The sequence below is a fragment of the Bacillus sp. G16 genome (genome assembly GCF_021282335.1).
Taxonomy (GTDB): Bacteria; Bacillota; Bacilli; order Bacillales; family Bacillaceae; genus Bacillus; species Bacillus inaquosorum.
Window position 1 is genome coordinate 197,242 of record NZ_JAJSOZ010000005.1, and the last position, 22,525, is coordinate 219,766.

Genomic DNA, 22,525 nt, shown 5'->3' on the forward strand with positions numbered 1-22,525 from the left:
CGGCCTCGGAACGAGCCTTGAGGAGTCGTCTAAGCTTCATGATGTGGCGGAAAGCTTATCGGCTGTTGTTGAACAAACGGCAGCAGCCATTTCCGATATTTCTGAATCAATCAACGGGTTTTCATCTCAAATGACGGGCATTTCCTCTCAGGCGAAAAAGGTAAGCGAAAGCGCAGGTGAAATCGCCGATATTTCAGTAACCGTGAAAGGCATCTCTGACCAAAGCAACCTGCTCGGCCTGAACGCCGCGATCGAAGCGGCGAGAGCAGGGGAGTCTGGAAAAGGCTTCTCTGTCGTTGCAGATGAGATCAGAAAGCTAGCAACGCATTCGAAAGAAAATGTCGGCCAGATTGACCAGATCACGAAAAAAATCCACAGCCTGCTGAAAGGTCTGGAGGAATCAATCGAGTCGATTAATCAGCATACAGACGGACAAGCCGCTGCCGTTGAACAAATTTCCGCCACGATGCAGGAGATTTCAGGAAGCGCACAGCATCTTGCAAAAATGGCTGAAAAAGCGCTTGAGGAAGAATAAAAGACCGGGGACGAACGTCCCGGGTCTTTTTTCTATCCTGCATTTCCATGAACTTTGTCTGACGTTTTACTAGTTTTATTCCAGCGGCTGATTTAAAATGTACACATGAACTTACGTGAGGATTGATAGGAACCATGAGCATACTAAAAGCGGAAAATCTGTATAAAACATACGGAGATAAAACATTATTTGACCATATCTCCTTTCATATTGAAGAGAATGAGAGAATCGGATTAATCGGGCCGAACGGAACAGGAAAATCCACGCTGCTGAAAGTGATTGCCGGCTTGGAATCTATCGAAGAGGGAGACATCACGAAATCAGGCAGCGTGCACGTTGAATTTCTTCATCAAGACCCGGAGCTGCCTGCGGGGCAAACTGTGCTGGAGCATATCTATTCCGGTGAATCGGCTGTGATGAAAACCTTGCGTGAATATGAAAAAGCGCTGTATGAACTGGGGGAAGACCCTGAAAATGAACAGCGTCAGAAGCACCTGTTGGCGGCGCAGGCGAAAATGGATGCGAACAACGCGTGGGATGCGAACACCTTGGCAAAAACCGTATTGTCTAAGCTTGGCGTCAACGACGTAACAAAGCCAGTCAACGAGCTCTCAGGCGGTCAGAAAAAACGGGTGGCCATTGCCAAAAACTTAATTCAGCCCGCTGATCTGCTGATTTTAGACGAGCCGACGAACCATTTGGATAATGAAACGATTGAGTGGCTTGAAGGATATTTAAGCCAATATCCCGGCGCCGTCATGCTGGTGACGCACGACAGGTATTTCTTAAATCGTGTCACGAACCGCATTTATGAGCTCGAACGAGGCAGCCTCTACACGTACAAAGGCAACTATGAAGTGTTTTTAGAAAAACGCGCGGAACGGGAAGCGCAGGCTGAGCAAAAGGAAACGAAGCGGCAAAACCTGCTGCGCCGCGAACTGGCTTGGCTTAGACGGGGAGCGAAAGCGCGCTCCACAAAACAAAAGGCGAGAATTGACCGAGTGGAGGCGCTTAAGGAGCAGAAAGGCCCTCAGTCATCTAACTCACTCGACTTTGCGATTGGCTCCCACCGTCTTGGCAACCAGGTCATTGAAGTGGAGAACGTGATGATCGCTTATGACGGCCGCATACTTGTCGACCGCTTTAATGAGCTGGTCATACCGGGGGAACGGATTGGGATCATCGGGCCAAATGGCATCGGAAAAACAACGCTGTTAAATGCCCTTGCCGGCCGTCATACTCCAGATGGCGGCCATATTGCGATCGGCCAGACCGTCAGAATCGGCTACTATACCCAGGATCATAGTGAAATGAATGGCGAGTTAAAGGTCATTGAATATATAAAAGAAACGGCGGAGGTCGTAAAAACAGCGGATGGCGATATCATTACAGCTGAACAAATGCTGGAGCGTTTCCTCTTCCCGCGTTCGATGCAGCAGACGTATATCCGCAAGCTGTCCGGAGGAGAAAAACGCCGTTTATACTTGCTTCAGGTTCTCATGCAGGAGCCGAATGTCCTGTTTCTCGATGAGCCGACGAACGATTTGGATACCGAAACATTAAGCGTCCTGGAGGATTATATCGACCAGTTCCCTGGCGTCGTCATCACCGTATCCCATGACCGCTACTTCCTTGACCGTGTCGTCGACCGTTTGATTGTGTTTGAAGGAAATGGCGTCATTTCCCGCTTCCAAGGCTCCTACAGTGATTACATGGAGGAATCAAAAGCGAAAAAAACAGCTGAAAAACCGGCTGCTGAAGCAAAACAGCCCGAAGCTGAGCCGAAGAAAAAACGGAAAAAGCTTTCCTACAAAGATCAGCTTGAATGGGACGGCATCGAAGATAAAATTGCCCAGCTGGAAGAAAAGCATGAGCAGCTTGAAGCTGACATCGCCGCAGCAGGCAGCGATTTCGGAAAAATCCAAGAGCTGATGGCCGAACAGGCGAAAACGGCGGAAGAGCTTGAGGCTGCTATGGACCGTTGGACAGAATTGTCCCTCATGATAGAAGAACTTGAAAGTTAGAAAAGCGCGGCCCGCAGCAGGCCGCGCTTTTTTCACATAATGTACAAAAACGAAACACCCTGCTTATGATAGGATGAAATTGTGTGTCAGCGGCACATGGAAAACTAATGGAGATGATGAAGTATGACATTGACTATCGTGATGTTAATCCTCATGAGTCTGGTGAAAATCGTATTAACCTGTCTTCCAACAGGCGTCATGGAATGGCTGCTCAGCAAATTTGAGGTGCACGCCAAGCTGAGTGACGAAAATGCCGTTCTCTCTCTAGCTGGAAAACGTCTTGAGGGGGAAGAGAAGCAGAAAGTGATTGACCAATTTAACGAAGCTGTCTTCCTGGAGAAGTATTATATTTACCCAGGTGACGAAGAGCGTTATTTATATCCGGAAAACGGCGGTACGCCGCTGGTGATAGATACGAAAAAAGGCAAAAATGATGTGAAGCTGTTTGTGTACCGCTACGACGACCATATTGACGTCGTGAAGCAGTACAAGAAGAAAGTGATTGCGTATCAATTGCTTTCTGAAAGCCTTCAAAAGCAGTCTCTGTCAGTGACAGGAAGTTTGGCTTAAACAGGACAGTGAAAGACGGGTGCTTTATGCACTCGTTTTTTTATTGATTTTCAAAACTTTACGTTTACGTTAAGGTTCAAAAGGTGTATAATGGGAACAGAAACGGCGAAGGGGGATTTACCTTGGAATGGATGAAGATTGATCAAGTAGCCAAAAGAAGCGGGCTGACAAAGCGGACCATCCGGTTTTATGAAGAAATCGGTTTGATTCCGGCGCCGAAACGGACAGACGGCGGCGTAAGGCTTTATTCAGAGGATGATATGGAGGAGCTTGAGAAAGTCATCAGCACAAAAGAAGTGCTCGGTTTTTCCCTTCAGGAGCTTCAGCATTTCATGGAAACCAGCCGCCAGCTAGAGTTAAACAAAGAGGGGTATTTGTTGTCACTGGATCCTAAGGAACGGAAAGAAAAACTGGAGGAAATTCAGGAAACACTGAATCACCAGCTGGATTTGATTGATGAGAAAATCCGCACATTCGAAAGCTTTAAAGAACGCCTGCAAGGCATGAAAGATAAAGCGGAACGTGCTATTCAATCAATCGAATGAAAAGTTTGCCAAACGCTATTTTTGTAGCGTTTCTTTTAATGGGATAAAGATGGAGGTCAGGTCAAATGGATAAGACAAAACAAGTGAATCAGAAAACGGGCTTGCTCAGTCAGCCGAAAGCTGTATGGGCTGTCGCGTTTGCCTGTGTGATTTCCTTTATGGGAATCGGGCTGGTCGATCCAATTCTTCCGGCAATTGCCGCACAATTACATGCTTCACCTAGTGAAGTATCACTCTTGTTTACAAGTTATTTGCTTGTAACCGGATTTATGATGTTTTTCTCAGGCGCCATTTCCAGCCGTATCGGCGCGAAATGGACGTTAATTCTCGGACTTATTTTTATTATTGTGTTTGCGGGGCTTGGCGGCAGTTCAAGCTCAATTGCTCAGCTAGTCGGCTATCGCGGCGGCTGGGGATTAGGCAATGCTTTGTTTATTTCAACAGCGCTTGCGGTCATCGTCGGCGTGTCTGTCGGGGGCAGCGCCCAAGCGATTATTTTGTATGAGGCGGCGCTCGGTCTCGGGATTTCCGTCGGGCCGCTTGCAGGCGGAGAGCTTGGAAGCATTTCATGGCGCGCACCGTTTTTTGGGGTATCTGTCCTAATGTTTATTGCGTTAATCGCGATTTCTTTCATGCTGCCAAAATTGCCGAAACCGGCAAAACGCGTCGGTGTGTTTGATGCCATGAAGGCGCTCAAATATAAAGGTCTGCTGACGATGGCGGTATCTGCGTTCTTATACAACTTTGGATTTTTTATTTTGCTTGCTTATTCTCCGTTCGTACTGGATTTAGATGAACACGGTCTCGGATATGTCTTCTTTGGCTGGGGCCTTCTGCTGGCTGTTACGTCAGTCTTTACTGCGCCGCTCGTGCACAAAGCTCTGGGCACAGTGCGTTCCTTGGTTGTTCTCTTTATCGCCTTTGCAGTCATTCTCATGATCATGGGGATCTGGACAGACCATCAGACATTGATTATTACATGTATCGTTGTCGCTGGTGCTGTTCTCGGTATGGTGAATACGATCATGACAACCGCTGTGATGGGTTCTGCGCCGGTTGAACGTTCAATCGCGTCTTCAGCCTACAGCTCAGTCCGCTTCATCGGCGGCGCGCTCGCTCCGTGGATTGCGGGAATGCTGTCAGAGCACTTCACAGCAAGCACACCATATACAGTAGGCGGGATCGTCGTTTTTGTCGGCATGCTTGTCCTTCTCATGGGACGTAAACATCTTGCCGGAATTAAGGCGGGACATTAATAACGAAAGACACTGCGCATATGCAGTGTCTTTTTTTAATCATGGAACCTTCCCATTACAACCATATCCATTGCACCTTATTTTAAAAGACAGAGCTTCTGAGAATCGTTCAGAAAAAATGGCAGTAAAAAAACCCGCCCTTCAGCAGGCGGGTTTTCTTCGGTTTAAAGCACTTTCGTCGTCCAAGACTCGCAGTTCCACGTTTCTGTCGCGATATCCATATAAAAGTCTGGCTCATGAGAAATGAGCAGAATGGAGCCTTTGTATTCTTTCAGCGCGCGCTTAAGCTCTTCCTTCGCATCGACATCCAAGTGGTTTGTCGGCTCATCGAGCACCAGCAGGTTTGTTTCCGAATTGATCAGCTTGCATAATCTAACTTTCGCTTTTTCGCCCCCGCTTAATACGGAGACGCGGCTTTCGATATGCTTTGTCGTCAGTCCGCATTTTGCGAGAGCGGCCCGGATTTCATACTGCGTATAAGAAGGGAATTCGCTCCATACCTCTTCGATGCACGTATTGTTGTTTGTTTCCTTGACCTCTTGCTCAAAATAGCCGGTAAAGAGATGCTCGCCGCGTTCAACCGAGCCTTCAAGCGGCTGGATTTCACCAAGCAGGCTTTTCAGCAATGTCGTTTTTCCGATCCCGTTCGCGCCATAAAGGGCAATTTTTTGGCCGCGCTCCATGCGGAGGTTCAGCGGACGTGACAGCGGGGAATCGTAACCGATCACCAAATCCTTGGTTTCAAAAATCAGCTTGCCTGACGTTCTCGCCGGCTTGAAGTGGAATTCCGGTTTTGGCTTTTCTGCCGCCAGCTCGATCATATCCATCTTATCGAGTTTCTTTTGGCGGGACATCGCCATGTTTCTCGTGCTGACGCGGGCTTTGTTGCGGGCAACGAAATCCTTCAGCTCAGCGACTTCCTGCTGCTGCTTTTTGTACGCCGCTTCAAGCTGCTGTTTCTTCACCTCGTAGACTTCCATAAACTGATGGTAGTCGCCGACATAGCGTGTCAGCTCTTGATTTTCAACGTGATAAATCAGGTTGATGACGCTGTTTAAGAACGGAATATCATGGGAAATCAAGATGAACGCGTTCTCGTATTCCTGCAGATAACGTTTCAGCCATTCGATATGCTGTTCATCAAGATAGTTGGTCGGCTCATCGAGAAGCAGAATTTCCGGCTTTTCAAGAAGCAGCTTGGCGAGAAGAACCTTTGTGCGCTGTCCGCCGCTCAAATCAGTGACATCACGCTCTAATCCGATATCGCTCAACCCGAGGCCGCGGGCAATTTCTTCCACTTTGGAATCAATGATATAAAAATCATTGTTCGTCAGCGCGTCTTGAATCACACCGACTTCTTCAAGCAGCTTTTCGAGCTCGTCGGGATCAGCTTCGCCCATTTTATTGTAAATCTCGTTCATTTCTTGTTCCATCGCAAATAAATAATGGAACGCGTCTTTCAGGACGTCACGGATCGATTTGCCTTTTTCCAGCACGGTATGCTGATCCAGATAGCCGACACGGACATTTTTTGACCATTCGACTTTTCCCTCATCAGGTTCAAGCTTTCCGGTAATAATATTCATGAAGGTTGATTTCCCTTCACCATTTGCGCCGATCAGCCCAACGTGCTCGCCTTTTAACAGGCGGAAGGAGACGTTATTAAAAATGGCCCGGTCACCGAAGCCATGGCTTAAATCCTTTACAGATAAAATACTCATGTTTACACCTCTATCGTTTATCAAACACGCACAATCGGCGTGTATTATTCACCCTTTTGATTATAAAGGAGGAATCGGAATGTTGAAAGGTATAGGAAAGAAAAAGAAAAATTGCGTTCCGGGCGAGGTTTTGAGATACTATGGAGTAGATTTCAGGAATTGAGGAGAACAAAAATGACGCAAACTTGGCCATTTTTACATAATGCACAATCATTTATACAAGAGAATTGGAATGCTTCCGGCTTTCAAAAGCCAACACCTGTTCAGGAGCAGGCAGCACAGCTGATCATGGATGGAAAGGATGTCATCGCGGAATCGCCGACAGGCACAGGCAAGACGCTTGCGTATGCGCTGCCGGTCTTGGAGCGAATTAAGCCAGATCAGAAGCATCCGCAGGCGGTGATTTTAGCGCCGTCGCGTGAGCTGGTGATGCAGATTTTTCAGGTGATTCAGGATTGGAAAGCGGGCTCAGAGCTGCGCGCGGCTTCCTTAATCGGCGGGGCGAATGTGAAGAAGCAGGTCGAAAAGCTGAAAAAACATCCGCATATCATTGTCGGCACGCCGGGCAGGGTGTTTGAACTGATTAAAGCGAAGAAACTCAAAATGCATGAAGTGAAAACGATCGTGCTTGATGAAACGGATCAGCTTGTCCTGCCAGAGCATCGCGAAACGATGAAGCAAATCATTAAAACGACATTAAGAGACCGGCAGCTTCTATGTTTTTCTGCAACCCTCAAAAAGGAAACAGAGGACGTGCTCCGCGAATTGGCGCAAGAGCCTGAGGTATTGAAGGTACAGCGAAGCAAGACGGAAGCCGGGAAAGTGAAGCATCAATATCTGATTTGCGACCAGCGCGATAAAGTGAAGCTGCTGCAAAAGCTGTCAAGACTCCAAGGCATGCAGGCGCTCGTATTTGTGAGAGACATCGGCAACCTGAGTGTGTACGCGGAAAAATTGGCGTATCACCATGTCGATCTCGGTGTTCTGCACAGTGAAGCGAAAAAAATGGAGCGGGCGAAAATCATTGCCGCATTTGAAGACGGAGAGTTCCCGCTCTTATTGGCGACTGATATTGCTGCACGCGGTTTGGATATCGAAAACCTGCCGTACGTGATTCATGCCGATATTCCTGACGAAGACGGCTATGTACACAGATCAGGCCGAACAGGCCGGGCCGGAAAAGAAGGCAACGTGCTGAGCCTCGTTACGAAACTCGAAGAATCAAAGCTGAAAAAAATGGCGAAGAAGCTTGGCGTAGAGCTGAGTGAAGCTGTTTATACAGGCGGAAAATTGAAGACGAAATAAAAAGGAGGGCTGTATGCCCTTCTTTTTTTGTTGTAAAATAATAGAAAAAGGTTCGTACGGGGTGAGGAGATGGCTTCAATAGACAGATTTCAAAGATTGAAGGAGCCGGAGCTGAAAATCCTTGAATACTGGTTTGAAAATGAGGATACAAGGCGGAGAATGGATGGGATGCTGCCATTAGATGTGTGGTATGCACGAGTGAATAAAGATGAAGACGATACTGTCATGATGGCTTATGACGGGCAGCTTCCGGCAGGGATGGTCGTTATGGAGTTCGGAGAGAAGCGGGTGTATATTGGATTAATCGTCAATCCTTTGTACCGGCTTCAAGGGTACGGAAAACAGATATTGCAAAAACTGCTGGCTGATCCGGATTTTACTAGCGTGCGGGAATGGGTGGCATGCATTGAAGAAGACAATCGAATCAGTTTGGCTTGCTTTCAAGCAGCCGGATTTACTTTGGAAGACACTGAACCTGATGAAGATGGTTTCCTCACTTTGATTCTTCGCACCTGACCATACACAAAAACACGGAGGGCAAAAATCCCTCCGTGTTTTCATTATCATGTCAGCTCGGATCACTGACTTTGATCAGCTGTTTTCCTTTATTTTCGCCTTTAAATAAACCGAGAAACGCGTCAGGAATGTTTTCGAAGCCTTCTGTGATGGTTTCCTCGTAATGGAGTTTTCCATCCTTTAGCCATTCGGCCAGCTGTTTTGCCCCCTCAGAAAAGCGATCGGAGTAGTCGCCTACGATAAACCCTTGCATCAGCGACTTGGTTTTGATCAGCTTCGATTGGACGCGGGGCCCCATATCATCTTCTTCGCTTTCAGCGTTATAGGAAGAAATGGCGCCGCACACCGGAATGCGGGCAAATTCATTGAGCAGGTTCATGACCGCATCTGAGATCGGCCCGCCGACATTGTCAAAATACACATCGACACCATCAGGACAAGCGTCTTCTAGCGCTTTTTGGATATCTTCAGCTGTTTTGTAATTGATGGCTTCATCAAACTGCAGCTTCTGTTTTAAATACGCGATTTTCTCATCAGAGCCCGCGATGCCGACGACTCGCGCGCCTTTGATTTTGGCAATCTGCCCGACCGCTGAACCGACGGCTCCCGCTGCTCCGGAGACGACCACGGTTTCGCCTTCTTTCGGGCGCCCGATGTCCAGCAGTCCGAAATATGCCGTCAAGCCGGTCATTCCCAAAATGCCGAGATAGGCCGAAGCGGGAGCGAGGCTTGTATCAATTTTTCGCAAGGCAGACTCGCTCACAGCGGAAAATTCCTGCCAGCTGAGGTTTCCAATGACGATATCGCCTTTTTTCAGATGATCGCCGTCTGATACGACTTCAGCGATGACCCCGCCAGAGAGCGCTTCATTCAAGGTGAACGGCTCAACATATGACTTCGTATCCTGCATACGGCCGCGCATATAAGGGTCAACCGATACATAAAGCGTTTTGACAAGCACTTCCCCTTGCTTCGGCTCGGGGACCGGAATGGTTTCAAAGCGAAAATCTTCATGAACGGGAACACCTTGCGGGCGTCTTGCTAATTGAATTTGCTGCTGAGATGCTGTCATTTTCATCCTCCTATCACTTGATTGACACCACTGTAACATGGAGAGGAGGAGAAATACAAAAGGTAAGCCGGCATACAAAAAAGGAGAGGGGGTTCCTCTCCTTTTTATCACGCCCGTAATTTCGGGCACAGTCCCGTCGGCAGGCACATTGGCTTCTGGTCGATCGGACTTCTCATAATGCAGCATTCCAGACCGAAGACTTCACGGAAAAATGGCTGGGTAAACACATCTTCCGGTGTTCCGGCATTGTATATTTTTCCGTCCAGCACACTGATCAGATAGTCAGCATATTGAGCGGCCTGGTTTAAATCATGGAGCACCATCACAACGGTGCGGCCATGATCGCGGTTCAGCTTTTTCAGCAGCTCAAGCACTTCAATCTGGTGTGAAATGTCTAAATACGTGGTCGGTTCATCAAGCAAAAGCAAATCAGTTCCTTGAGCAAGCGCCATGGAAATCCATGCTCTTTGTCTTTGGCCGCCTGAGAGAGCATCCAGTGTCCGTTCCTTCAGCTCTATCATTCCCGTTGCTTCCAGCGCCCACTCTACCATATCGTGATCCTCTTGGGTATGCTTGGATAACAGTTTTTTGTGAGGATGTCTGCCGAAATAGCATAATTCCTCTACCGTCAATCCTTCAGGCGCCTGAGGAGATTGAGGAAGAATGGCCAGTTTTTTTGCGACTTCTTTTGACGGCTGGCGGTGGATATCTTTTCCTTCTAATAGTACCGTACCGCTTTTTGGCGCCATCAGCCTGGCGAGTGATTTGAGGATTGTTGATTTCCCGCAGCCATTGGCGCCGATGAGTGCAGTGATTTTTCCCTCTTCTATCTTTAAATCGACTCCGTCAATAATCACTGTACTGTCATATGAAAGAGTGAGCTGGTCTGCAGCCAGTTTTCCCATGATATCCTCTCCCTACTGTTTCCTCGCTTCGAATTTCAATAAATATAAGAAATAAGGCGCGCCGATCACGGCTGTCAATATTCCGGCCGGTATTTCAACCGGAGGCATGATGCCGCGCCCTAACGTATCTGCAATTAATAATATAATAGCACCAATCAATGCCGATGCAGGCAGTAAATATTTAGCTTTTTCTCCGGTAAGCCGTCTGGCGATATGCGGAGCAAGCAAACCGATAAAACCGATTGAGCCAACGACGGCTACACAGCTTCCCGCCAGCGCAACCGCGGTGAAAATCAGAATGAATCTCAGCCGGTTTGCGTTTTCGCCGAGACCCTGCGCAAGCTCATCGCCGAGTGACATAAGATCCAGCTTCGGTATGAGAATGCAGACGATCGGAAAAAGAATCAAAAGCCATGGCGCTAGCAGCTTGACTTCTTCCCAGTTTCTTCCCCAGAGGCTGCCTGTCAGCCAAATGAGTGCAGCATTCACGTCGCCCGGAAACTTGACCATCATATATTGCATCCCGGCGTGGCAGACCGCGCCTAAGGCGATGCCTGATAGAGCCAATGAAGAGGGCTGAATGCTTTTTTTGCGGGCTATCATTAATAATAGTACAGCAATAATGGCGGCTCCGGCAAATGCAGAGAACGGAAGCACGTACACCGGCGATTTAGGAAAAATCAGAATCACAGCCATCGCCGCAAGGCCGGACCCTTTTGAAATGCCGACAACGTCCGGGGAAGCGAGCGGATTGCGGATGACACCCTGCAAAATCGCACCGGCCGCGGCAAGCCCGGCACCGGCCAAAATCGCTAGTATAATCCGGGGAAGGCGGTATTGCTGGATGATGAATTCAAAGGAATGATCCAGTCCCAGCAAATTTGTCACCACCGCATCCGGTGAAATGTATAATGCACCGAAGCCGATGCTGATGACGGACAGAACGATCAGAAGCACGGCCAATATGAGTATCGCCAGCAAGGGGCGTTTTTGTTTTCTGGTTGTTTTCTTCATTTCAGATTTCGCCCTTTCCTTGCCAAATATAAGAAAAACGGTGTTCCGATAATCGCGGTGACAATGCCGACCGGTGATTCATAAGGAAACGCAATCCATCTGGCCAGAACATCTGCGTACACCAGCAAAATGGCACCGAACAGCGCCGAAAACGGAAGCACATATTGATAATGTTCTCCGATCAGCTTGCGGACAATATGCGGAATGAGCAGTCCGACAAAGCCGATCGGCCCGGCGACGGCTACGGAAGCGCCGGAAAGAATTAAAATGATAAAGCTGATCAGAATCCGGATGCCGTTCATGTTTTGCCCAAGCCCTTTTGCTGTCTCGTCCCCAAGACCGAGAACAGAAACAGAACCGGAAAACACGAGGGCAAGCCCGATGCCGATGACAGAAAACGGAGCGATGGTCATGACGTCCTGCCAATTGCTTCCGTCAATCGCGCCTGTCATCCAGTACAGAACATCCTCTCCCGACTCATTTAAAATAATGACGGCCTGTGTCATGGAGGAGAGGAACAAATGCACCGCCATTCCCGATAGCGCCAGCTTGACTGGTGTCATTCCGCCGGATGAGGCAATCATATACACAATCGCGCCGCCTGCTGCCGCACCCGCAAAAGCGAATACAACGGAAGAATAGGGCGATGCCGGCAGAATGACGAGAGAAGCAACGACAAAAAGCGATGCGCCCGCATTCACACCGAAAATTTGAGGTGAAGCCAGAGGGTTTCTAGTCATGGCCTGCATCAGCGCCCCTGCTACGGCAAGGCTGGCACCGACGAAAACGCCGATTAATGTGCGGGGAAGGCGAAGAGTAGAGATGATGAGCTGTTCCTTTGAACCGTCCCATACAAAAAGATATTTCAATGAATCTATGATGCCGATGTCTGAGGCTCCTACTGATAGATTCAGCCCAAGCCCGAATATAAAAATGATCAGTGCGATGATAAATATCATCAGTCTCGATGATAAGCGCCGTTTGGCTGAATGATACAACAGTCTCACTTCCTTACTGCGTCTGATTGCAAAAACGAAGAAGCAAGGATTTCCCCTCGCTTCTCATAGTCTTACTTATTATACACTTTTTTGAGGACGTCTTTGGCGCTTGTTTCACTAGACTTGATCCCTCTGAATCTTGTCCAAGTGTCACGGTCTGCATCATAGACTTGTCCGTTTTTCACCGCTTTGAGATTTTTCCAGAGCGGGTTCGTTTTCCACTCGTCTACAATTGTCTTGCCTTCGTTGGCTGAGATGAACAAAATATCTGGATCGATTTTGCTCAATTGCTCAAGGCTGACCTCTTGATAGGCTTCATTTGATTTCACTGCGTGCGTAAAGCCGAGCATTTTAAAGATTTCTCCGTCATAAGATGAGGACGTATGAAGCTGGAATGAATCTGCTCTAGCAACCCCAAGAACGATGTTGCGGTTTTCATCTTTCGGAAGCTCCGCTTTTAGATCGTTGATGACTTTGTTGTGATCAGCAAGCTTTTCTTTTCCTTCATCTTCTTTATTTAACGCTTTAGCAATGGTTGTAAAGCTGTCGATCGTTTCGTCATATGTCGCTTCCCGGCTTTTTAATTCAATCGTCGGGGCGATTTGTTTCAGCTGTTTATAAATGTTTTTATGGCGTTCAGCATCAGCGATGATGATATCAGGCTTTAAGGAACTGATGACCTCTAGATTCGGTTCGCTGCGTGTGCCTACCGATGTATAATCAATTGAGCTGCCGACAAGCTTTTTAATCATATCTTTTTTGTTGTCATCGGCGATGCCCACCGGCGTAATGCCGAGGTTGTAGACAGCATCCAAGAATGAAAGCTCAAGGACAACCACCCGCTTAGGTGTGCCGCTTACTGGCGTTTTTCCTTCTTCGTGCTGGATCACTCTTGAATCCTTAGACTTGCTTTCGCTGCTTCCGCTGTTATTCTGGCTTGATGAACAGCCGGATACAATGAAGCAGGCGATTAATAGAACACTCATGATGGCAATCAACTTGTTAGAATAGGTGCGCATGTCATTCTTCCTTTTTTTAGATTTAGTAATGAGAATCATTATCACATGTAAACACTATAATAGCATGGCTCATCATGTCAATATTTTTTTAGTAAAGAAAGCGTCGGTTTTACTGCTTTCTCATGAAAGCATCATCAGACACAAATAAATGGTATACAGCATCGCCGTGTCTCCGAGACAAAAACGCTTGGGCATTAGCTTTAGAGTTTTTAAGCATATCAGCATTAACATAAGGAAGGAGAGCGCCGAGATAACCGGACAATTTCTTTTCTATTTCTTCTGCGAGCGCGAATTCAATGTCGCCGATATTCATGATAATCGAGAAGACAAAGTCGATATCGATATGAAAATGTTCCTCAGCAAAGACCGCAAGCTCGTGAATTCCGGGTGAACAGCCGGCGCGCTGATGGAAAATCTGTTTGACTAAATCACTCACAACCCATGCATTGTATTGCTGTTCTGGTGAAAAGTATTGCATTAGACATACCTCCTGCTCGTACGGATAAAGACAGCAATTCATGATCGTTTGCTCCGTGCAGCGGTTTCTCTTTGATTTTGATTTTTCTGAAAATATTCCCCGTTCCTATCACTTTACCATGGGCGGAAAATAAATGGCTACTACCATTCTTCCTGTTTTTCGCTTCAATGTTCTGGGATCTGTTTCATCTATATGCGACCGGGTATGAAAGAAATATAGTAATCATGAAGGAGGAATGTCGGAATGAAACCAGTTGTAAAAGAGTATACAAACGACGAACAGCTCATGAAGGATGTAGAAGAATTACAGCAAATGGGTGTTGCGAAAGAGGATGTATACGTCTTAGCTCACGACGATGACAGAACGGAACGGCTGGCAGACAACACGAACGCCAACACGATCGGAGCCAAAGAAACGGGTTTTAAGAATGCGGTAGGAAACGTGTTTAATAAAAAAGGAGACGAGCTCCGCAATAAAATTCATGAAATCGGCTTTTCTGAAGATGAAGCCGCTCAATTCGAAAAACGTTTGGATGAAGGGAAAGTGCTTCTCTTTGTAACAGACAATGAAAAAGTGAAATCCTGGGCTTAATGCAGGGATAGAACCCAAAAGGCAAACTTCGGCCTTTTGGGTTTTTTGCGGTTTTTGCGGTGCATGTTTTGCAGAATGCCGCAATTAGATAGCGGAACATTTTCGGTTCTGGATGTCCCTCAATTTGCTATTATATTTTTGTGATAAATTGGAATAAAATCTCACAAAATAGAAAATGGGGGTTCATAGTGGATGAAAAAAGTGATGTTAGCTACGGCTCTATTCTTAGGGTTGACTCCAGCTGGCGCAAACGCGGCTGATTTGGGCCATCAGACATTAGGGTCAAATGATGGCTGGGGCGCGTACTCGACGGGCACGACAGGCGGATCAAAAGCATCGTCCTCGAACGTGTATACCGTCAGCAACAGAAACCAGCTTGTCTCAGCATTAGGCAAGGATACCAACACAACGCCAAAAATCATTTATATCAAGGGAACAATTGACATGAATGTGGATGACAATTTGAAGCCGCTTGGTTTAAATGACTATAAAGATCCAGAGTACGATTTGAACAAATATTTGAAAGCCTATGATCCAAGCACATGGGGCAAAAAAGAGCCTTCCGGAACACAAGAAGAAGCCAGAGCACGCTCTCAGAAAAACCAAAAAGCACGGGTCATGCTGGATATTCCTGCAAACACGACAATCGTCGGTTCAGGTACAAATGCCAAAATTGTGGGCGGAAACTTCCAAATCAAGAGTGATAACGTCATTATCCGCAATCTCGAATTCCAGGATGCCTATGATTATTTTCCGCAATGGGATCCAACTGACGGAAGCTCAGGAAACTGGAACTCTCAATACGACAACATCACGATAAACGGAGGCACGCATATATGGATTGACCATTGTACATTTAATGACGGCTCACGTCCGGACAGCACATCGCCAAAGTATTTCGGCAGAGAATATCAGCACCATGACGGACAAACTGATGCTTCTAACGGTGCTAACTATATCACGATGTCTTACAACTATTATCACGATCATGATAAAAGCTCCATTTTCGGATCAAGCGACAGCAAAACATCTGATGATGGCAAATTGAAAATTACGCTTCACCATAACCACTACAAAAATATCGTCCAGCGTGCACCGAGAGTCCGCTTCGGGCAGGTTCACGTATACAATAACTATTATGAAGGCAGCACAAGCTCCTCAGGTTATGCCTTCAGCTATGCGTGGGGAATCGGAAAGTCATCTAAAATTTATGCTCAAAACAATGTTATTGACGTACCTGGACTGTCAGCTGCTAAAACAATCAGCGTATTCAGCGGGGGAACGGCTTTGTATGATTCCGGCACCTTGCTGAACGGTACGCAGATCAGCGCATCGGCTGCAAACGGGCTGAGCTCTTCTGTCGGATGGACACCATCTCTGCACGGATCAATTGATGCTTCCGCGAATGTGAAGTCAAATGTTATATCTCAAGCGGGCGCGGGTAAACTAAATTAAGAAATGAAAAAAACACAAAGGGCTGCTCACCTTTGTGTTTTTTTAATTAATTAAAATGTTTATTAACTTAGTTAAGGAGTAGAATGGGAAAGGGGATCGGAAAACAAGTATATAGGAGGAGACCTATTTATGGCTTCAGAAAAAGACGCAGGAAAACAGTCAGCAGTAAAGCTTGTTCCATTGCTTATTACTGTCGCTGTGGGACTAATCATCTGGTTTATTCCCGCTCCGTCCGGACTTGAACCTAAAGCTTGGCATTTGTTTGCGATCTTTGTCGCGACAATTATCGGCTTTATCTCCAAGCCCTTGCCAATGGGTGCAATTGCAATTTTTGCATTGGCGGTTACTGCACTAACTGGAACACTATCAATTGAGGATACACTAAGCGGATTCGGAAATAAGACCATTTGGCTTATCGTGATCGCATTCTTTATTTCCCGGGGATTTATCAAAACCGGGCTCGGTGCGAGAATTTCGTATGTATTCGTTCAGAAATTCGGGAAAAAAACCCTTGGACTTTCTTATTCACTGCTGTTCAGTGATTTAATACTTTCACCTGCTATTCCAAGTAATACGGCGCGTGCAGGAGGCATTATATTTCCTATTATCAGATCATTATCCGAAACATTCGGATCAAGCCCGGCAAATGGAACAGAGCGAAAAATCGGCGCATTCTTATTGAAAACCGGTTTTCAGGGGAATCTGATCACATCTGCTATGTTCTTAACGGCAATGGCGGCAAACCCGCTGATTGCCAAGCTGGCCCATGATGTCGCAGGGGTGGACTTAACATGGACAAGCTGGGCAATTGCCGCGATAGTTCCGGGACTTGTAAGCTTAATCATCACACCGCTTGTGATTTACAAGCTGTATCCGCCGGAAATTAAAGAAACACCGGACGCAGCGAAAATCGCAACCGAAAAACTGAAAGAAATGGGACCATTTAAAAAATCAGAGCTTTCCATGGTTATTGTGTTTCTTTTAGTGCTTGCTCTTTGGATTTTTGGCGGCAGCTTCAACATCGACGCAACCACAACCGCACTGATCGGATTGTCAGTTCTTTTATTATCACAGGTTCTGACTTGGGATGATATCAAGAAAGAACAGGGCGCTTGGGATACGCTCACTTGGTTTGCGGCGCTTGTCATGCTGGCCAACTTCCTGAATGAGTTAGGCATGGTGTCTTGGTTCAGCAATGCCATGAAATCATCCGTATCAGGATTCTCTTGGATTGTGGCGTTCTTAATCTTAATTGTTGTGTATTATTATTCTCATTATTTCTTTGCAAGTGCAACAGCCCACATTAGTGCGATGTATTCAGCATTCCTGGCTGTCATCGTGGCAGCGGGCGCACCGCCGCTTTTAGCAGCGCTGAGCCTCGCATTCTTCAGCAATCTGTTCGGGTCAACAACTCACTACGGTTCTGGAGCGGCTCCGGTCTTCTTCGGAGCAGGCTACATTTCGCAAGGCAAATGGTGGTCTATCGGATTTATCCTGTCGATCGTTCATATTGTCACATGGCTTGTGATCGGCGGATTATGGTGGAAAGTACTAGGTATATGGTAGAAAGAAAAAGGCAGACTTCGTCTGCCTTTTTTATTTTCTCTTCATTTAACTATCTGCAAAAAATATTTCCTCCTATGTTTTATCCTTCACAAGAAAATGGATTTTGAAAAATAAGAAAATTCCCTATAAAAAATGATATGATCTAGGGTAGAAAGGACGGCTGGTGCTGTGGTGAAAAAGCGGGTCCATTTTTCCCTGCAAACAAAAATAATGGGGCTCATTGCGGCTCTGCTGGTCTTTGTCATTGGTGTGCTGACCATTACGTTAGCCGTTCAGCATACACAGGAGGAACGGAGACAGGCAGAGCAGCTGGCGGTTCAAACGGCGAGAACCATTTCCTATATGCCGCCGGCTAAAGAGCTCATTGAGAGAAAAGGCGGACATGCGGCTGAGACGCAAGAGGTCATTGAACAAATGAAAGAACAGACTGGCGCGTATGCCATTTATGTGTTGGACGAAAAAGGAGACATTCGGAGCGCCTCGGAAAAAAGCGGTCAAAAGAAGCTGGAGCGCAGCAGAGAAATTTTGTTTGGCGGCTCGCATGTTTCTGAAACAAAAGCAGATGGACGAAGAGTCATCAGAGGGAGCGCGCCGATCATTAAAGAGCAGAAGGGATACAGCCAAGTAATCGGCAGCGTGTCTGTTGATTTTCTGCAAACGGAGACGGAGCAAGGCATCAAAAAGCATCTGAGAAACTTGAGTGTGATCGCTGTGCTTGTGCTGCTGCTCGGATTTGCCGGTGCCGCCGCGCTGGCAAAAAGCATCAGGAAGGATACGCTTGGCCTTGAGCCGCATGAGATCGCGGCTCTTTATCGGGAAAGGAATGCAATGCTTTTTGCGATTAGAGAAGGAATCATTGCCACCAATCGTGAAGGCGTCGTCACCATGATGAACGTGTCGGCGGCCGAGATGCTGAAGCTTCCCGAGCCTGTGATCCATCTTCCTATTGAGGACGTCATGCCGGGAGCCGGGCTGAAGTCTGTGCTTGAACAAGGAGACATGCTGCCGAACCAGGAGGTAAGTGTCAATGATCAAGTTTTTATTATCAATACGAAAGTGATGACTCAAGGCGGGCAGGCGTATGGGATTGTCGTCAGCTTCCGGGAGAAAACAGAGCTGAAAAAGCTGATCGACACACTGACAGAGGTTCGCAAATATTCTGAGGATCTCAGGGCGCAGACCCATGAATTCTCAAATAAGCTGTACGCGATCTTAGGGCTGCTTGAGCTCGGTGAGTATGATGAAGCCATTGAGCTGATTAAAGAAGAATACGCGATACAAAATGAACAGCATGATATTTTATTCCAAAACATCCATTCGCAGCAGGTGCAGGCGATTTTGCTGGGAAAAATAAGCAAGGCATCGGAAAAAAAGGTCAAGCTGTCTATTGATGAGAACAGCTCGCTCGCGCCTCTTCCTGCACATATCGGCTTGTCCCATCTCATTACGATTATTGGCAACTTAATTGATAACGCTTTCGAAGCGGTAGCAGAGCAAAGCGTGAAGGAGGTTTTGTTTTTCATCACGGATATGGGCCATGATATTGTCATCGAAGTATCAGACACAGGGCCCGGTGTACCGCCCGATAAGATGGAAGCTGTATTTCAAAGAGGCTATTCTTCAAAGGGGATGAAGAGAGGCTACGGTCTGGCTAATGTCAAAGACTCAGTGCATGAACTGGGCGGCTGGATCGAACTGGCGAACCAAAAAAGTGGCGGTGCGGTATTCACTGTATTTATACCGAAGGAGAAACAAAGGGGGAATCCATTTGATTCACATCGCGATTGCGGAGGATGATTTTCGGGTTGCGCAAATCCATGAGAGATTGATTGAACAGCTTGATGGATTCAAGATTATCGGAAAAGCGGCCAATGCCAAAGAGACAATGGCGCTTTTGGAGGAACAAAAGGCTGATTTGCTTCTGCTCGATATTTATATGCCGGACGAGCTTGGGACCACATTGATTCCTGAGATACGAAGCCGATTTCCTGAAGTGGACATTATGATCATCACAGCGGCAACAGAAACGCGTCATTTACAGGAAGCGCTCAGGGCAGGGATTGCCCACTATTTGATCAAACCCGTAACGGCTGACAAGTTCAGACAAGTGCTGCTTCAGTATAAAGAAAAAAGGAAGCTGCTTTTGTCTCAGCCGGAGGTCAGCCAATCCATGATCGATCATATTTTCGGGAACGGTGTGAAGACATCTTTGCCGGCAGAGAATTTGCCGACAGGCATTAATTCGATAACACTGCGAAAAATTAAAGAAGCGCTTCGGAATGCAGCAGAAGGATTGACAGCAGAAGAGCTTGGGGAAAAAATGGGGGCGTCACGAACGACTGCCCGCCGCTATGCCGAGTACCTTGTGGCAAAGGAAGAAGCAAGAGCCGAGCTTGAATACGGGATTATCGGCAGGCCGGAGAGAAAATATTATTTGGCGGCGGACTAGATATGAAAAAGTATATGATCCTATTGATTGCTCTATTGATCTTTATGCAGGGGGACATCAGGCAGGCGGCTGCGCCGCGCCTGCCAGACGGGCCAATTGAAATTGTCGTCCCCGCTGAGCCTTCTGGCGGCTGGGATGTCACAGCGCAGGCGATCCAATCTGTTCTGAGGCAGAAGCAGATCGTGAAGGGTGAGGTTCATGTTGTCTATAAACCCGGCGGCGGGGGAGAGAAAGGCTGGAAATATGTCAATGAAAGCAGTAAACAGACCATCAGCATGACGTCCAGTTTAATCCTGAGCAATGATCTTCTCGGGCAAAGCAAATTAAAAACAGACGATTTTACCCCGCTCGCCATTCTCTCCAAGGAATGGCAGACTGTTGCATTGCCAAAAGGATCAGCGTTAACAAACGGCAAGGATTTGCTGAATGAGATTAAGATGCATCCCGGCAAGGTGAAAATCGGCTTTGCGCCGGGGCTTGGCAATGATGATCAGCTCTCGTTTGTCAGAGCGGCTGATATGTACGGCATTGACCCTTTTGACATTCAATTTTTGCAGTATGACAGCAGTGAGCAGCTCATTCAGGCGCTGTTCAGACATGAGATAGAAGCGGCTTCCATGACACTTTCTGAAGCGAAACCATATGAGCGGCACGGCGATATCACATTAGCTGCTGTAACGTCTGATAAAAGGCTTCCAGGTTTTCCTGATGTTCCGACGTGGAAGGAGCAGGGGATCCCGTTTGTGTTTTCTCATTGGAGAGGGGTTTTGGGCCCGAAAAACATGTCGGAGGAAGAGATTTCTTACTGGGATCAAGCGCTAAAGAAGGTCACATCCTCGCCTGAGTGGAAGCGGAAAATAAACGAACAGGATTGGGAAAGCTTTTATTTGAACAGCAGGGAAACGAAACGGTTTCTTGACCAGCAATCCGTTTTTTATCAAAGCATTATGACAGGACATTAAGATCCCGGCATTCCGGGATCTTTTTGATATACCCAGAAATGACCAAAAAGAACAAAACGGTTTTAAAAAATTAAAAATACAAAAAAACCTATTTATTTACTTGCGAATGGTTTTCCCATACGATGGCAAAAAGGCAAGACAAAAAGGGGAGTAAGGGAGAAAAAATGTAAGCGGATTCATTTAAGGGGGAATGGGTGTGTTAGCAATCTTAGGCTTTCTCATGATGCTCGTGTTTATGGCATTGATCATGACAAAACGGCTTTCTGTACTGACAGCGTTAGTTTTGACGCCGATTGTGTTTGCGCTGATCGCCGGATTTGGATTTACTGAAGTCGGGGACATGATGATTTCGGGGATTCAGCAGGTAGCGCCGACTGCGGTCATGATTATGTTTGCGATCTTATATTTTGGGATTATGATTGATACAGGGCTGTTTGATCCGATGGTTGGCAAAATCTTAAGCATGGTCAAAGGCGACCCGTTAAAAATTGTTGTCGGGACGGCGGTTCTTACGATGCTCGTCGCTTTGGACGGGGATGGCTCGACCACGTATATGATTACGACAAGCGCAATGCTTCCGCTCTATCTGCTGCTTGGCATCCGGCCGATTATCCTGGCGGGAATCGCGGGAGTCGGCATGGGGATCATGAACACGATTCCGTGGGGTGGCGCGACGCCGCGGGCGGCGAGCGCGCTGGGGGTTGATCCGGCTGAGCTTACAGGGCCGATGATTCCTGTCATCGCAAGCGGGATGCTTTGTATGGTTGCAGTTGCGTATGTGCTTGGAAAAGCGGAACGAAAGCGCCTTGGGGTGATTGAACTGAAACAGCCGGCCAATGCCAATGAACCGGCGGCTGCGGTTGAAGATGAGTGGAGGCGGCCGAAGCTGTGGTGGTTCAATTTATTGTTAACGCTTTCTTTGATAGGATGTTTAGTATCGGGTAAAGTCAGTTTAACCGTACTGTTTGTCATTGCTTTCTGTATTGCACTGATTGTGAATTATCCAAACCTTGAGCATCAGAGACAGCGCATCTCGGCGCATTCCAGCAACGTGCTGGCTATTGGCTCAATGATTTTTGCGGCAGGGGTTTTTACGGGGATTTTGACAGGCACCAAAATGGTTGATGAAATGGCGATTTCGCTCGTGTCTATGATTCCTGAACAAATGGGCGGATTGATCCCGGCGATTGTGGCCTTAACCAGCGGCATTTTCACATTTCTGATGCCGAATGACGCATATTTCTACGGGGTGCTGCCGATTTTATCAGAAACGGCTGTCGCATATGGTGTGGATAAAGTGGAAATTGCCAGAGCCTCTATCATCGGCCAGCCGATTCATATGCTGAGCCCGCTTGTGCCGTCTACTCATTTGCTTGTCGGACTTGTCGGGGTTTCTATTGACGACCATCAAAAATTCGCATTGAAATGGGCGGTTCTCGCAGTGATCGTCATGACGGCTATCGCTCTATTGATCGGTGCGATCTCTATTTCCGTATGATAATTCAAGCGTAATGACACACACTAACGGCATACAACATACCGGA

Annotated in this window: 21 protein-coding genes; 14 read left to right on the forward strand and 7 right to left on the reverse strand. The window is 47.1% G+C overall.

All coding sequences use genetic code 11. The features are described 5' to 3' along the window. Positions 1 to 130: 130 nt before the first annotated feature. The 5 genes from LWH95_RS21790 to LWH95_RS08075 all read left to right on the forward strand — a co-directional run bounded on the left by LWH95_RS21790 (position 131) and on the right by LWH95_RS08075 (position 4,930). Positions 131 to 535 carry a methyl-accepting chemotaxis protein gene (locus LWH95_RS21790; RefSeq protein ID WP_373683402.1) on the forward strand — a complete coding sequence of 135 codons (405 nt, stop codon included), beginning with the start codon at positions 131 to 133 and terminating at the stop codon, positions 533 to 535. A gap of 134 nt (positions 536 to 669) precedes the next feature. Further along, positions 670 to 2,559, forward strand: a complete 1,890-nt coding sequence (locus tag LWH95_RS08060; RefSeq protein WP_232919297.1) for an ABC-F family ATP-binding cassette domain-containing protein — start codon at positions 670 to 672, stop codon at positions 2,557 to 2,559. 123 nt (positions 2,560 to 2,682) lie between these two features. Next, positions 2,683 to 3,129 carry a YfmQ family protein gene (locus LWH95_RS08065; RefSeq protein ID WP_003239949.1) on the forward strand — a complete coding sequence of 149 codons (447 nt, stop codon included), beginning with the start codon at positions 2,683 to 2,685 and terminating at the stop codon, positions 3,127 to 3,129. Between the two features lie 122 nt (positions 3,130 to 3,251). After that, positions 3,252 to 3,674: a MerR family transcriptional regulator gene (locus LWH95_RS08070; RefSeq protein ID WP_003239946.1), complete on the forward strand. Its 423-nt coding sequence runs from the start codon at positions 3,252 to 3,254 to the stop codon at positions 3,672 to 3,674. 65 nt (positions 3,675 to 3,739) lie between these two features. Then, positions 3,740 to 4,930 carry an MFS transporter gene (locus LWH95_RS08075; protein ID WP_060398139.1) on the forward strand — a complete coding sequence of 397 codons (1,191 nt, stop codon included), beginning with the start codon at positions 3,740 to 3,742 and terminating at the stop codon, positions 4,928 to 4,930. 164 nt (positions 4,931 to 5,094) lie between these two features. Here the strand turns inward: LWH95_RS08075 and LWH95_RS08080 are convergent, their stop codons facing one another. Next, the gene (locus tag LWH95_RS08080; RefSeq protein ID WP_133488958.1) at positions 5,095 to 6,651 is read right to left on the reverse strand and encodes an ABC-F family ATP-binding cassette domain-containing protein; all 1,557 of its coding nucleotides are present in this window, start codon (positions 6,649 to 6,651) and stop codon (positions 5,095 to 5,097) included. Positions 6,652 to 6,825: 174 nt separating this feature from the next. On the opposite strand from LWH95_RS08080, the gene LWH95_RS08085 reads away from it, so the two are divergent. After that, positions 6,826 to 7,956, forward strand: a complete 1,131-nt coding sequence (locus LWH95_RS08085; protein ID WP_133488960.1) for a DEAD/DEAH box helicase — start codon at positions 6,826 to 6,828, stop codon at positions 7,954 to 7,956. A gap of 69 nt (positions 7,957 to 8,025) precedes the next feature. Then, on the forward strand, positions 8,026 to 8,472 hold the full coding sequence (locus tag LWH95_RS08090) for a GNAT family N-acetyltransferase (protein WP_133488962.1): 447 nt from the start codon (positions 8,026 to 8,028) through the stop codon (positions 8,470 to 8,472). 52 nt (positions 8,473 to 8,524) lie between these two features. Here LWH95_RS08090 and LWH95_RS08095 read toward each other — a convergent pair whose 3' ends face one another. The 6 genes from LWH95_RS08095 to LWH95_RS08120 all read right to left on the reverse strand — a co-directional run bounded on the left by LWH95_RS08095 (position 8,525) and on the right by LWH95_RS08120 (position 13,958). Then, positions 8,525 to 9,544 carry an NADP-dependent oxidoreductase gene (locus LWH95_RS08095; protein ID WP_133488964.1) on the reverse strand — a complete coding sequence of 340 codons (1,020 nt, stop codon included), beginning with the start codon at positions 9,542 to 9,544 and terminating at the stop codon, positions 8,525 to 8,527. 107 nt (positions 9,545 to 9,651) lie between these two features. Next, a complete protein-coding gene (gene yfmF / locus LWH95_RS08100) occupies positions 9,652 to 10,449 on the reverse strand; it encodes a Fe(3+)-citrate ABC transporter ATP-binding protein YfmF (RefSeq protein WP_019257752.1) in 798 nt (265 codons plus the stop codon). A 12-nt stretch (positions 10,450 to 10,461) separates the two neighbouring features. Continuing rightward, complete coding sequence (yfmE, locus tag LWH95_RS08105) at positions 10,462 to 11,463, reverse strand: Fe(3+)-citrate ABC transporter permease YfmE (protein WP_084990712.1); 1,002 nt, start codon at positions 11,461 to 11,463, stop codon at positions 10,462 to 10,464. Continuing rightward, the gene (gene fecD, locus LWH95_RS08110; protein WP_003239919.1) at positions 11,460 to 12,461 is read right to left on the reverse strand and encodes a Fe(3+) dicitrate ABC transporter permease FecD; all 1,002 of its coding nucleotides are present in this window, start codon (positions 12,459 to 12,461) and stop codon (positions 11,460 to 11,462) included. The genes yfmE and fecD overlap by 4 nt, the downstream gene beginning before the upstream one ends. Before the next feature lie 71 nt (positions 12,462 to 12,532). After that, complete coding sequence (gene yfmC, locus LWH95_RS08115; RefSeq protein WP_232919298.1) at positions 12,533 to 13,480, reverse strand: Fe(3+)-citrate ABC transporter substrate-binding protein YfmC; 948 nt, start codon at positions 13,478 to 13,480, stop codon at positions 12,533 to 12,535. Positions 13,481 to 13,589: 109 nt separating this feature from the next. Next, a complete protein-coding gene (locus tag LWH95_RS08120) occupies positions 13,590 to 13,958 on the reverse strand; it encodes a YfmB family protein (RefSeq protein WP_019257756.1) in 369 nt (122 codons plus the stop codon). Positions 13,959 to 14,201: 243 nt separating this feature from the next. Here LWH95_RS08120 and LWH95_RS08125 point away from each other — a divergent pair, with 243 nt between their 5' ends. The 7 genes from LWH95_RS08125 to citM all read left to right on the forward strand — a co-directional run bounded on the left by LWH95_RS08125 (position 14,202) and on the right by citM (position 22,479). Next, entirely contained in the window at positions 14,202 to 14,549 is a 348-nt protein-coding gene (locus LWH95_RS08125; RefSeq protein WP_003239911.1) for a general stress protein, read from the forward strand. Positions 14,550 to 14,741: 192 nt separating this feature from the next. After that, a complete protein-coding gene (locus tag LWH95_RS08130) occupies positions 14,742 to 16,004 on the forward strand; it encodes a pectate lyase (protein WP_133488968.1) in 1,263 nt (420 codons plus the stop codon). A gap of 129 nt (positions 16,005 to 16,133) precedes the next feature. Next, a complete protein-coding gene (locus LWH95_RS08135; protein ID WP_232919299.1) occupies positions 16,134 to 17,570 on the forward strand; it encodes an anion permease in 1,437 nt (478 codons plus the stop codon). A gap of 168 nt (positions 17,571 to 17,738) precedes the next feature. Further along, positions 17,739 to 19,367 carry a two-component sensor histidine kinase CitS gene (yflR, locus tag LWH95_RS08140; RefSeq protein WP_232919300.1) on the forward strand — a complete coding sequence of 543 codons (1,629 nt, stop codon included), beginning with the start codon at positions 17,739 to 17,741 and terminating at the stop codon, positions 19,365 to 19,367. Continuing rightward, positions 19,339 to 20,019: a two-component response regulator CitT gene (citT, locus tag LWH95_RS08145; RefSeq protein ID WP_019257761.1), complete on the forward strand. Its 681-nt coding sequence runs from the start codon at positions 19,339 to 19,341 to the stop codon at positions 20,017 to 20,019. The genes yflR and citT overlap by 29 nt, the downstream gene beginning before the upstream one ends. 2 nt (positions 20,020 to 20,021) lie before the next feature. After that, entirely contained in the window at positions 20,022 to 20,981 is a 960-nt protein-coding gene (locus tag LWH95_RS08150; RefSeq protein WP_119913547.1) for a tripartite tricarboxylate transporter substrate binding protein, read from the forward strand. Between the two features lie 196 nt (positions 20,982 to 21,177). After that, the gene (gene citM / locus LWH95_RS08155) at positions 21,178 to 22,479 is read left to right on the forward strand and encodes a citrate transporter CitM (RefSeq protein ID WP_225516071.1); all 1,302 of its coding nucleotides are present in this window, start codon (positions 21,178 to 21,180) and stop codon (positions 22,477 to 22,479) included. Positions 22,480 to 22,525: the final 46 nt, after the last annotated feature.

Bases quoted from the DNA above. Each gene is read 5' to 3' on its own strand.
- LWH95_RS21790 (WP_373683402.1), top strand. From the start codon at position 131: ATGACGGGCATTTCCTCTCAGGCGAAAAAGGTAAGCGAAAGCGCAGGT.
- LWH95_RS08060 (WP_232919297.1), top strand. From the start codon at position 670: ATGAGCATACTAAAAGCGGAAAATCTGTATAAAACATACGGAGATAAA.
- LWH95_RS08065 (WP_003239949.1), top strand. From the start codon at position 2,683: ATGACATTGACTATCGTGATGTTAATCCTCATGAGTCTGGTGAAAATC.
- LWH95_RS08075 (WP_060398139.1), top strand. From the start codon at position 3,740: ATGGATAAGACAAAACAAGTGAATCAGAAAACGGGCTTGCTCAGTCAG.
- LWH95_RS08080 (WP_133488958.1), bottom strand. From the start codon at position 6,651: ATGAGTATTTTATCTGTAAAGGATTTAAGCCATGGCTTCGGTGACCGG.
- LWH95_RS08085 (WP_133488960.1), top strand. From the start codon at position 6,826: ATGACGCAAACTTGGCCATTTTTACATAATGCACAATCATTTATACAA.
- LWH95_RS08090 (WP_133488962.1), top strand. From the start codon at position 8,026: ATGGCTTCAATAGACAGATTTCAAAGATTGAAGGAGCCGGAGCTGAAA.
- LWH95_RS08095 (WP_133488964.1), bottom strand. From the start codon at position 9,544: ATGACAGCATCTCAGCAGCAAATTCAATTAGCAAGACGCCCGCAAGGT.
- yfmF (WP_019257752.1), bottom strand. From the start codon at position 10,449: ATGGGAAAACTGGCTGCAGACCAGCTCACTCTTTCATATGACAGTACA.
- yfmE (WP_084990712.1), bottom strand. From the start codon at position 11,463: ATGAAGAAAACAACCAGAAAACAAAAACGCCCCTTGCTGGCGATACTC.
- yfmC (WP_232919298.1), bottom strand. From the start codon at position 13,480: ATGCGCACCTATTCTAACAAGTTGATTGCCATCATGAGTGTTCTATTA.
- LWH95_RS08120 (WP_019257756.1), bottom strand. From the start codon at position 13,958: ATGCAATACTTTTCACCAGAACAGCAATACAATGCATGGGTTGTGAGT.
- LWH95_RS08125 (WP_003239911.1), top strand. From the start codon at position 14,202: ATGAAACCAGTTGTAAAAGAGTATACAAACGACGAACAGCTCATGAAG.
- LWH95_RS08130 (WP_133488968.1), top strand. From the start codon at position 14,742: ATGAAAAAAGTGATGTTAGCTACGGCTCTATTCTTAGGGTTGACTCCA.
- LWH95_RS08135 (WP_232919299.1), top strand. From the start codon at position 16,134: ATGGCTTCAGAAAAAGACGCAGGAAAACAGTCAGCAGTAAAGCTTGTT.
- LWH95_RS08150 (WP_119913547.1), top strand. From the start codon at position 20,022: ATGAAAAAGTATATGATCCTATTGATTGCTCTATTGATCTTTATGCAG.